At 74.1% G+C, this 9804-nt stretch carries 8 protein-coding genes and 2 pseudogenes; 3 read left to right on the forward strand and 7 right to left on the reverse strand.

Features of this window, described 5'->3' with window-relative positions:
* Window positions 1–505, forward strand: a 505-nt coding sequence (locus MCBG_RS34025) for a type III secretion system chaperone family protein (protein WP_223201204.1), incomplete at its 5' end; no start/stop codon positions are given.
* Between the two features lie 87 nt (window positions 506–592).
* Here MCBG_RS34025 and MCBG_RS12610 read toward each other — a convergent pair.
* The 6 genes from MCBG_RS12610 to MCBG_RS12635 form a co-directional block, all read right to left on the reverse strand.
* Window positions 593–2143, reverse strand: a complete 1551-nt coding sequence (locus MCBG_RS12610; RefSeq protein ID WP_043325786.1) for a S1 family peptidase — start codon at window positions 2141–2143, stop codon at window positions 593–595.
* A gap of 174 nt (window positions 2144–2317) precedes the next feature.
* A complete protein-coding gene (locus MCBG_RS12615) occupies window positions 2318–4006 on the reverse strand; it encodes a ribonuclease J (RefSeq protein ID WP_043325788.1) in 1689 nt (562 codons plus the stop codon).
* A gap of 51 nt (window positions 4007–4057) precedes the next feature.
* Complete coding sequence (dapA, locus tag MCBG_RS12620) at window positions 4058–4984, reverse strand: 4-hydroxy-tetrahydrodipicolinate synthase (RefSeq protein ID WP_043325790.1); 927 nt, start codon at window positions 4982–4984, stop codon at window positions 4058–4060.
* Between the two features lie 52 nt (window positions 4985–5036).
* A complete protein-coding gene (gene thyX, locus MCBG_RS12625) occupies window positions 5037–5774 on the reverse strand; it encodes an FAD-dependent thymidylate synthase (protein ID WP_043330542.1) in 738 nt (245 codons plus the stop codon).
* 134 nt (window positions 5775–5908) lie between these two features.
* The gene (locus tag MCBG_RS12630; protein WP_043325791.1) at window positions 5909–6502 is read right to left on the reverse strand and encodes a DUF2752 domain-containing protein; all 594 of its coding nucleotides are present in this window, start codon (window positions 6500–6502) and stop codon (window positions 5909–5911) included.
* A complete protein-coding gene (locus MCBG_RS12635) occupies window positions 6492–7721 on the reverse strand; it encodes a winged helix-turn-helix domain-containing protein (protein WP_043325793.1) in 1230 nt (409 codons plus the stop codon). The genes MCBG_RS12630 and MCBG_RS12635 overlap by 11 nt, the downstream gene beginning before the upstream one ends.
* A gap of 79 nt (window positions 7722–7800) precedes the next feature.
* Between MCBG_RS12635 and MCBG_RS12640 the strand changes: the two genes are divergently transcribed.
* Window positions 7801–8346, forward strand: a complete 546-nt coding sequence (locus tag MCBG_RS12640) for a GNAT family N-acetyltransferase (RefSeq protein ID WP_043325794.1) — start codon at window positions 7801–7803, stop codon at window positions 8344–8346.
* Here the strand turns inward: MCBG_RS12640 and MCBG_RS12645 are convergent.
* A pseudogene (locus MCBG_RS12645) lies at window positions 8251–9554 on the reverse strand (glycosyltransferase family 87 protein). The gene MCBG_RS12640 and the pseudogene MCBG_RS12645 overlap by 96 nt on opposite strands.
* Before the next feature lie 35 nt (window positions 9555–9589).
* On the opposite strand from MCBG_RS12645, the pseudogene MCBG_RS12650 reads away from it, so the two are divergent.
* Window positions 9590–9804 (forward strand): annotated as a pseudogene (locus MCBG_RS12650) (GNAT family N-acetyltransferase); the annotation flags it as partial.

A 9804-nucleotide genomic window follows, 5' to 3' on the forward strand; every position in this document is an offset into this window, starting at 1 on the left:
GAGCGGCCGCTCGCCGCGCCGTGTCGCTGGCCGCCGAGACGAGTTCGACGAGGAGCCGGAATCGGACCTGGCCGAGCCCGGCCCGCCCGGCCCGGAGGAGCCCGCCCCACTGGACGCGGCGCTGCTCGCCGCCGCGCTCGACGCCCGGGGCGAGCCGTACACGCCTGAGCCGGACGGCACACTCGTCGGGCGGTGGGGCGAGGCCACGATCCAGTTCCGCCTGCTCGGCCGCCACGGTGACGTGCTGCACGCCCGCGTGGTGGCGCAGCGGCGGCTGCCGGCCGAGCGGCGCGCCGAGGCGTACGCCTTCTGCAACGCCTGGAACCACGACCGGCTGCTGCCCGCCGCCTACGTGCACGAGCCCGGCGACGGAACGCTGGTGCTGGCCGCCGGCGTCTCCACGGACCTGTCCTGCGGGGTCGCCCCGGCGCAGCTGGAGGTGCTGGTGGCCGCGGCGGTACGCACCGGCGCCGCGTACGCCGAAGCGGTCGCCGCCCTGGCCTGAGCCGCCGAGCCGACCTGCCGGCCCGCTACGCGGCGCGGCCCCCGACCACCGGGCGGTGGTGGTCGGGGGCCGCAGTCGGTGCGGCGGTCAGCGGGCGGAGAACGCCAGCGTGTACTCGCCGGAGCCGGACAGTCCGGTCACCCGGTACCGGTAGGCGCCGGCCGGGCCCTCGACGGTCAGCCGGGCCACACCGTCGGCGCTGGTGGCGCGGGCCACGGTACGGAACGCGCCGTTGGTGAAGCGTTGCAGCTCCAGCGTCACCCGGACACCGTCCGGCGCGGCCAGGCACGCCTCCTGGGTGCCGCCGGGCACCCGGAAGAAGCGCCCGTCCGGCTGCACCTGGACCCGCCCGGCGGCGATCCGGCCGCTCCGGCTCACCTGGCCGGCGCACTCGGTGTCACCGGCCGGCGGGGTCGGCGGGACGGTCGCCGGCGGGGCGGTCTCCCCGCCACCGGCGGGCGGCTGCGTCGGGGCCGGCTGGCCACCGGCGGTGACGAGCGTGAGGTTGTTGCGCTGGAGGATCTCGTTGACCGGCTGGAAGAACGTGACCCCGCCCCGGGTGCAGTCGCCGGAGCCGCCGGAGGTGACGCCCTGCGCCTGGTCGCCGGAGAGCCACGCGCCGCCGGAGTCGCCCGGCTCGGCGCAGACGTTCGTCCGGGTCAGCCCGGTGACCGTCCCCTCCGGATAGTTGACAGTGGCGTTCTTGGCCTGGACCAGGCCGCAGCGGGTGCCGGTGGTGGAGCCGGACCGGCAGATCGAGGCCCCGACCGGCGCCTCGGTGGAGCCGTTGACCGCCACCGTGCGGCCGTCGCTGAAGTCGGTCACCACGCCCTGCGGCGTCCAGTCGCCGTTCACCCGCACGAACGCCCAGTCGTCGCCGGGGAACGAGGAGGCCGCGAACGTGCCCTGGGCGACCCGGTTGGATCCGGTGGTGCGGTCCCCCGGCCGGCCGCAGTGCCCGGCGGTGACGAATCCGCCCACCACCGAGAAGCCGACCGAGCAGCGGCCGGCGTTGTTGATGAAGAAGGCGTCGCCGCCCCGCACGTCGAACAGCGGGCGCGGGGCCTCGTCGGCGGTGCGTACCCGGACCATCGCGGTCTTCGGCCCAGCGGCCGCGGCGAAGCGGCGGCCGTCGGCCTCCGCGCCCGGACGGGCGACCACCACCACCGTGTTGTCGGTCACGTCGACGTACCAGCCGGCGATGTCCGGGCTGGCCGCGCCGCCCGCCGCGTCGAGCCGGGACTTCACCGCGTCCAGCTCGGCGACGCCCCGGGCGACCCGCTTCGGGACCGCGCCGGCCGCCTTGACCCGCGCCTCGCCGGCCGCGTCGGCCACCGCCACGGTGAGCGTCGCGCCGTCCGCGCTGAGCCAGCTGCCCCCGTAGCCGGCGCCGAGTTCGGCACGCAACCGGGTGACCGTGCCGGCCGCCCACCGCTCGGTGCGCAGCCGCTTCACCGCCTGGTCACGGGTGAGGGAGAGGTCGCGGCCCATCGCGTCCAGGACCTCCGGGGCGACGCCGTCGGTGGCCGGCGCGGCCCGCCGGGGTTCCTCGCCGGCGAACGACGGTACGGTCACCGCCGCCGTCAACCCGGCCGCCGCCACCAGTACGCCGATGGCTGTCATCCGTCTGCGGTCCATCCGCCACGCTCCTCCCGGCCGGCGCAGGGGCACGCCGGCCGTCCCGGAGTACGGAGACGGACGCCGATCGGATGAGGGTGAGCGGAGGTTTTCGACGCGGCGTGTCGGGACGTACCCGGAAAGCGACGGCGCCGGCCCACCGTGGACGGTGGACCGGCGCGCGGCGCGGTCGGGTCAGACCTCGACGACTGTCGGGACGATCATCGGCCGACGGCGGTACGCGTCGTTGACCCAGCGTCCGACGGTGCGGCGGACGATCTGCTGGAGCTGGTGCGGGTCGGTGATGCCGTCCGCGGCGGCCCGGTTCAGCGCCTCGGTGACCAGCGGAACCACCGCGTTGAACGCGGCCGGGTCCTCGGAGAAGCCCTTCGCCGAGACGGTCGGCCCGGCGACCACCTTGCCGGTGACCGAGTCGACCACGACCGTCGCGGCGATGAAACCGCCGTCGCCGAGGATCCGCCGCTCGGTGAGCAGCGACTCGCTGACGTCGCCGACGGCGAGACCGTCGACGTAGACGTACCGGCTCTTGACCCGGCCGACCAGGCTGGCGCGGCCCTCGACCAGGTCGACCACGTCGCCGTCCTCGCAGAGCACGACCCGGTCCGGCGCGACGCCGGACTCGATGCCGAGCCGGGCGTGCGCCCGCAGGTGCCGCCACTCGCCGTGCACCGGCATCAGGTTGCTCGGGCGGACGACGTTGAGCAGGTAGAGCAGCTCGCCGGCCGGGGCGTGGCCGGAGACGTGCACCTTCGCCACGTCCTTGTGCACCACCACGGCGCCGGCGCGGGCCAGCCGGTTGATCACCCGGTAGACCGAGGTCTCGTTACCGGGCACCAGCGAGGACGCCAGCACCACGGTGTCGCCGGGCGCGATGGTGATGTGCCGGTGGTCGCCGCTGGCCATCCGGCCCAGCGCGCTCATCGGCTCGCCCTGCGAACCGGTGGACATCAGCACGATCTGCTCGGGCGGCAGGTTCGTGGCCTCCTCGATCCCGACCACCAGGCCGGGCGGGATGTTCAGCAGGCCCAGGTCGCGGGCGATGCCCATGTTGCGGACCATGGACCGCCCGATCAGCGCCACCTTGCGGCCGTGCTCGACCGCCGAGTCGAAGACCTGCTGCACCCGGTGCACGTGCGAGGCGAACGAGGCGACGATGATCCGCCCCTTGGCCTTCGCGAAGATCGAGTCGAGGACCGGGCCGATCTCCTTCTCCGGCGTGACGAAGCCGGGGATCTCCGCGTTCGTCGAGTCCGACAGCAGCAGGTCGACGCCCTCGGCGCCGAGCCGGGCGAACCCGGCCAGGTCGGTGATCCGCCCGTCCAGCGGAAGCTGGTCCATCTTGAAGTCGCCGGTGTGCAGCACCAGGCCGGCGGGCGTACGGATGGCCACCGCCAGCGCGTCCGGGATCGAGTGGTTCACCGCGAAGAACTCGCACTCGAACGGGCCCAGCCGTTCCCGGCCGCCCTCCCGCACGGTCAGCGTGTACGGCTGGATCCGCCGCTCGGCCAGTTTCGCCTCGACCAGCGCGAGCGTGAACTGGGAGCCGACGAGCGGGATGTCCGGCTTGTGCGCGAGCAGGTACGGCACCGCGCCGATGTGGTCCTCGTGGCCGTGCGTGAGCACGATCGCCTGCACGTCGGCCAGCCGGTCCAGGATCGGGCCGAAGTCGGGCAGGATCAGGTCCACGCCCGGCTGCTCGACGTCGGGGAACAGCACCCCGCAGTCGACGATGAGCAGCTTGCCGTCGTACTCGAAGACGGTCATGTTCCGGCCGATGGCGCCGAGTCCGCCGAGCGGGATGATCCGCAGGCCGCCCTCGGGCAGCGGCGGGGGCAGCTCACCCTCGATGTGCGCCTCGGTCACGCGTCACCTCATTCTGCGACGCCGTCGCGCGGCGTCCGTCGTGTCGTTTGTTCATTCGGGCAGGGGCAGGCCCGCCGCCGCGCAGTCGGCGCGCAGCTGGGCCAGTTCGTCGCCGGTGGCGTCCACCAGCGGCGGTCGCACCGGGCCGGCCGGGCGGCCCTGGGCCGCGAGACCCGCCTTGACCAGGATCGTGCCCTGGGTGCGGAAGATGCCGGTGTAGAGCGGCAGCAACTGCCGGTGCAGCGCGAGCGCCCGGGCGTTGTCGCCCGCCTCGAACGCCTCGATCATCTGCTTGGTCGGCGCGCCGGTGAAGTGGGTGGAGGTGCCGACCACGCCGACCGCGCCGATCGACAGCATCGGCAGGGTGAGCGCGTCCTCGCCGCTGTAGAACGCGAGGTCGCTGCGGGCCAGCACCCAGGAGGTGGCGGTCAGGTCGCTCTTGGCGTCCTTCACGGCCACGATGCGGCCGTGCTCGGCCAGCTTCACCAGCGTCTCGGTGGCGATCTCCACGCCGGAGCGGTGCGGGATGTCGTAGAGCATGACCGGCAGGCCGGTGGCGTCCGCGACGGTGGTGAAGTGACGCAGCAGCCCGGCCTGCGGCGGCTTGTTGTAGTAGGGCGTCACCACCAGCAGGCCGTGCGCGCCGGCCTTCTCGGCCTGGGTGGCCAGCTCGACTGTGTGCCGGGTGTCGTTGGTGCCCACCCCGGCGACGATGCGGGCCCGGTCGCCCACCGCCTCGGCCACGGCGCGGATCAGCGACTCCTTCTCCGCGTCGGTGGTGGTCGGTGACTCACCGGTGGTGCCGTTGAGGACCAGCGCGTCGTTGCGCTGCTCGTCCACGAGGTACTCGGCCAGCCGGGCGGCGCCGGCGAGATCGAGCCCGCCGTCCGGCGTGAACGGGGTCACCATGGCCGTCATCACTCGCCCGAACGGGCGCGACGCGCCCCGGCTCGGGGCGGCGGAGTGGTCGTGCGTCATGCTCACAACCTAGCGGACGACCACCGGTGACCCGGCGGCGAAGGGCGACAGGTCACTCGGCGTACGGGGACGCCGCCACCTCGGTGCCGTCGGGCAGGGTGGAGATCTCGAAGTCGGCGAACACGTTCGGCGCGACGCTCTTGAGCTGCCGCAGGCACTCCACCGCCAGCTCGCGGATCTCCACGTCGGCGTGCTCGGTGGCGCGCATCTTGACGAAGTGCCGCCACGCGCGGTAGTTGCCGGTCACCACGATCCGCGTCTCGGTCGCGTTCGGCAGCACCGCCCGCGCCGCCTGGCGCGCCTGCTTGCGGCGCAGCGTCGGGTTGGGCTCGTCGGTGAAGCGGGCCTCCAGCCCCTCCAGCAACTCGGTGTACGCCCGCACCGCCGCGTCGGTGGCCTCGACGAACTTCTTGTGCAGCTCCGGGTCGTCGGCGATCACCGACGGCTCGACCATCGCCGCGTCCCGCTCCGGCACGTAGCGCTGGGAGAGCTGCGAGTAGGAGAAGTGCCGGTGCCGGATCAGCTCGTGCGTGAACGACCGCGACACGCCGCTGAAGTAGAAGCTCACCGAGCCGTGCTCCAGCACGCTCAGGTGGCCGACCTCCAGGATGTGCGCCAGGTAGCCCGCGTTGGTGGCGGTGGCCGGGTTCGGCTTCTTCCAGCTCTGGTAGCAGGCCCGGCCGGCGAACTCGGCGAGCGCCTGCCCGCCGTCGGCGTCGGTGGACCAGGGCACCTCTTCGGGCGCCTGGAACTGGGTCCACGCGATCAACTTGACCTGGGGCTGCACCATCTCCGGCATTCCTGGGACTGTAGTTGGCCCTCGCCCGGCGCGGAAATCGGGCGCGCGGCCGACCTGCCGCCCAGCTCAGCCCGGGTGTCCAAGATCTCCCGGCCCTCGCGTCAGCGCGGTCCCTCGGCGGGAGGCTAGACGTAGAGCGAGGTGAAGGGCGCCCACGGCAGGTTGCGGGCCACCGAGAAGACCCCCCAGGCGGCCAGGAACAACCCGATCGCCTTGGGGCTGAACCGCGGCTCGGGCAGCTTCCAGCCGAACGCCCGGTTGCCGCCCCAGGCCACGAAGAGCCAGGTCAGGAACGGCAGCGCGAACACGAACAGGAAGTGGTGCCGGGCGGCGGCCGGCAGGTCGCCGTGCAGCACGTACCAGAGCGCGCGGGTGCCGCCGCAGCCCGGGCAGTCGAGCCCGGTGGTGAGCTTGAGCAGGCAGGTCGGGCGGGCGTCCGGGTCGCTCTGCGTCGGGTTGCTGATCATCGCGTACGCCAGGCCGAGGACGACGCAGCCGAGCGCGGCCAGCGGCACCGCCCAGCGCGGGGCGCGGGCGTGCAGGCGCAGGACCATACGGGTGAACCGGTCGGTCTCGACCGGCTGGTACGCGACCGGGTACGGCCCCTGCCACGGCCCGTCGGGAGCGTGCTGCCCAGCGTGGACGTGCGGCTCACTGTGGGCGTGCGGGTCGGGCTCGGTGGCAGGCCGGTCAACGCTCGTCACGCGCTCACCGTACACCGGCCACGCCCACCAGCGCGGCGGCCAGCGGCCCCGCGAGGTCGCCTGCGGCGGGCGGGGCGACCGCGTCCAGGCCGAGCCACCCGGCCAGCCGGTACAGCTCGGCGGCGAGCGCCACAGCGGTCTCCCCCGGGTCGGCGCCCGGCTCGACCCAGGCGGCCGGCACCAGCAGCACGCCGGCCTTCCGGTCGGCCTTGAGATCGACCCGGGCGGTGAAGCGCTCGCCCTGGCGGAACGGCAGCACGTAGTAGCCGTACACCCGCTGCGGCGCGGGCACGTAGATCTCGATCCGGTAGGTGAAGCCGAACAGCCGCTCCGTGCGCGCCCGCTCCCAGACCAGCGGGTCGAACGGGCTGACCAGCGTGTTCCCGCGTACCCAGCGGGGCATCCGGGCGTCGGCGTGCAGATAGGCGGGGTGCCGCCAGCCCTGCACGGTGACCGGGGTCAGCTCGCCCGCCTCGACCAGGTCGGCCACCGCCTGCCGCGCCCCGGCCACCGGCAGCCGGAAGTAGTCGCGCAGCTCCGGCTCGGCGGCCACGCCGAGGCAGCGGGCCGCGATCGAGACGAGCGTCCGGTACGCCTCGGCGTCGGTCGGGGTGGGCGCGTCCAGCACGGCGGCCGGGAGCACCCGCTCGGGCAGGTCGTAGCGGCGGGCGAACGAGTTGGTGCGCTCGGCGGCGGTGACCTCGCCGGCCCAGAACAGGAACTCCAGCGCCCGCTTCACGGCGGACCAGTTCCAGCCCCAGTTGCCGGTCTCCCGGGGCGCGTCGTGCTCGATCTCGGCCGCGGTCAGCGGGCCCCGGGCGGCCACCTCGTCGCGGACCCAGGCGACCAGCCCGGGCTGCTCCTGGGCGATCCGGCGCATGCCGCCCCACGCCTCGTCGCGGGCCTTCGCCATCCGCCAGCGCAGCGCCGGGTGCAGCCCGACCGGCACCAGCGACGCCTCGTGCGCCCAGTACTCGAACAGCTCACGCGGGCGGCGGTAGGCGGCGGTGTCCAGCAGCGCGGTCGGGTAGGGCCCGAGCCGGCTGTAGAGCGGCAGGTAGTGCGCCCGCTGGAGCACGTTCACCGAGTCCATCTGGATCAGCCCGACCCGGTCGAGCACCCGGCGCAGGTGCCGCCGGGTGGGCACGCCGGCAGGCGCCGGGTCGGCGAAGCCCTGGGCGGCCAGGGCGATCCGGCGGGCCTGGGCGAGGGAGAGCGATTCCGGTACGGCCATCGCCGGCGACCCTAATCCAGCGGTACGACACCGGGAGCGGCGGCTGGACCGATCGCCCGTCGGGGCATAGAACGGACAGATGCTCTCCATTCGCCGGGAGGAACCGGACGACGCCGAGGCGATCGCCCGGGTGCACGTCCACGGATGGCAGTCCGGTTACGCCGGGATCATGCCCACGGAGGTGCTGGCCCGGCTGAACCCGGCCGCCTGGGCCCAGCGCCGCCGCGACCTCGGCACCGCCGACCCGGAGCACCCGTTCACCACGCTCGTCGCCGAGGACGGCGGCACGATCGTCGGGTTCACCACGTTCGGGCCGTACCGGAACAACCAGGACCGCGGCGACCTGGACCCGGCGCACGGTGAGCTGTTGGCGATCTACGTGGAGCCCGCGTACTGGGGTTCGGGTGTCGCCCGGACGCTGCTCGCGGCGGCCCGGGACGGCCTGGCCGAGCGGGGCTGGACCGGGTACCGGCTCTGGGTGCTCGCCGACAACGCCCGGGCGCGCCGCTTCTACGAGCGGGCCGGACACTCACCGGACGGCGAGGAGTCCACCTATCCGGTGCCGCTGTCCGGCGGACTCCCCCCGCTCCTGCTCCGCGAGCTGCGCTACACCGCCGGAGGCTGACCCGGCCGGGACCTCCCCGCCGGGACGCCCACCGCCGTCCGGGGTGAGCCAGCGCCGGATCGGCAGCCCCAGCAGCAACGCCAGACTGATCCACACGTACGTGTTGCTGCCGAGGAAGCCGTCCACGCCGGTGAAGTCCTTCTCCCAGGCCCAGACGATCCGGCTGCATAGCAGCGCGTACCCGACCAACGCGGCGGCCAGCAGCAGACGGCGCCGCCGGCGGCGCGCGGGCGCCGCCATGCCGTTGTCCACGAGCAGGATCAACCCGGGCAGCAGCCACACCAGGTGGTGCACCCAGGTGACCGGGCTGACCAGGCACATCACGGCGCCGGTCAGGGCCAGGCCGGTGGCCTCGTCGCCGGCGGCCACCGCCGCCCGCGACCGCCACGCCCACACCACGAGCGTCAGGAGTACGAGCGCCAGCCAGGCGATCGTGCTGGGGTGCTGCGGGTCGAGCCGGGCGACCACCCCGCGCAACGACTGGTTGGAGACGAACGCCAGTTCACCGACCCGGTCGGTGTTCCACAGCGCCTCGGTCCAGAACTCCCGGGAGGCGTCCGGGAAGAGACCGGCGGCCACGAGCGTGGCGACGGCAGCCGTGCCGACCGACGTGGCGGCGCCCGCCAGCGGCCGGTGACCAGCAGGTAGACGATGAAGATGCCGGGCGTCAGCTTGATCGCGGTGGCCAGGCCGATGCCCACGCCCGCCCAGCGGCTGCGGGCCGGCAGCAGCCACAGCAGGTCCACCGCCACCAGGAACAGCAGCAGCATGTTGACCTGGCCGAAGTTGACCGTCTCGCGCATCGGCTCGTACGCGGCGGCCAGGCACAGCGCGACGGCGAGGGCGAACCAGCGGGTCCAGCCGGAGCGGCGGGCCACCGGGTCCAGCAGCCGCCAGATCACCACGGCGCTCGCCAGCACCGTGAGCGTCACGCTCACCACGATCGCGGCGTTCCACGGCAGGTACGCCATCGGCAGCATCACCAGCGCGGCGAACGGCGGGTAGGTGAAGCCGTACTGGGTGCCGGGGCGCAGGAAGTCGTAGATCTCCCCGCCGTCACGCGCCCAGTAGGTGAGCGCGCCGTAGTAGACCTGCAGGTCGAAGAAGCCGTGCCGCACCGCCGCCACGGACAGGAACACGGTGACCGCCGCGGCGAGCGCCGCCACGGCGACGGCCTGCGTGATCGTGCGCCCGGCACCCTGCGCCACCGTCACCCTCCTCGCCCTGCGTAGGCTCACGTGCCATGGCTGCAGGCTACGTCCGGCCCGCGCGTCCCGAGGACGCCGGCGAGATCGCACGCGTCCAGCTCGCGACCTGGCGGGTCGCGTACCGCCGGATCCTGCCCCGGCACGTGCTCGACAACCTGGACGAGGCGTACCTCGCCCGGCGGTGGAGCGCGGCGGTGCAGGAGCCCCCCTCGGGCGCGCACCGGGTGCTGGTCGCCGTCGAGGAGGCGGC

The sequence above is a fragment of the Micromonospora sp. M42 genome, from assembly GCF_000568915.1.
Taxonomy (GTDB): Bacteria; Actinomycetota; Actinomycetes; order Mycobacteriales; family Micromonosporaceae; genus Micromonospora; species Micromonospora chalcea.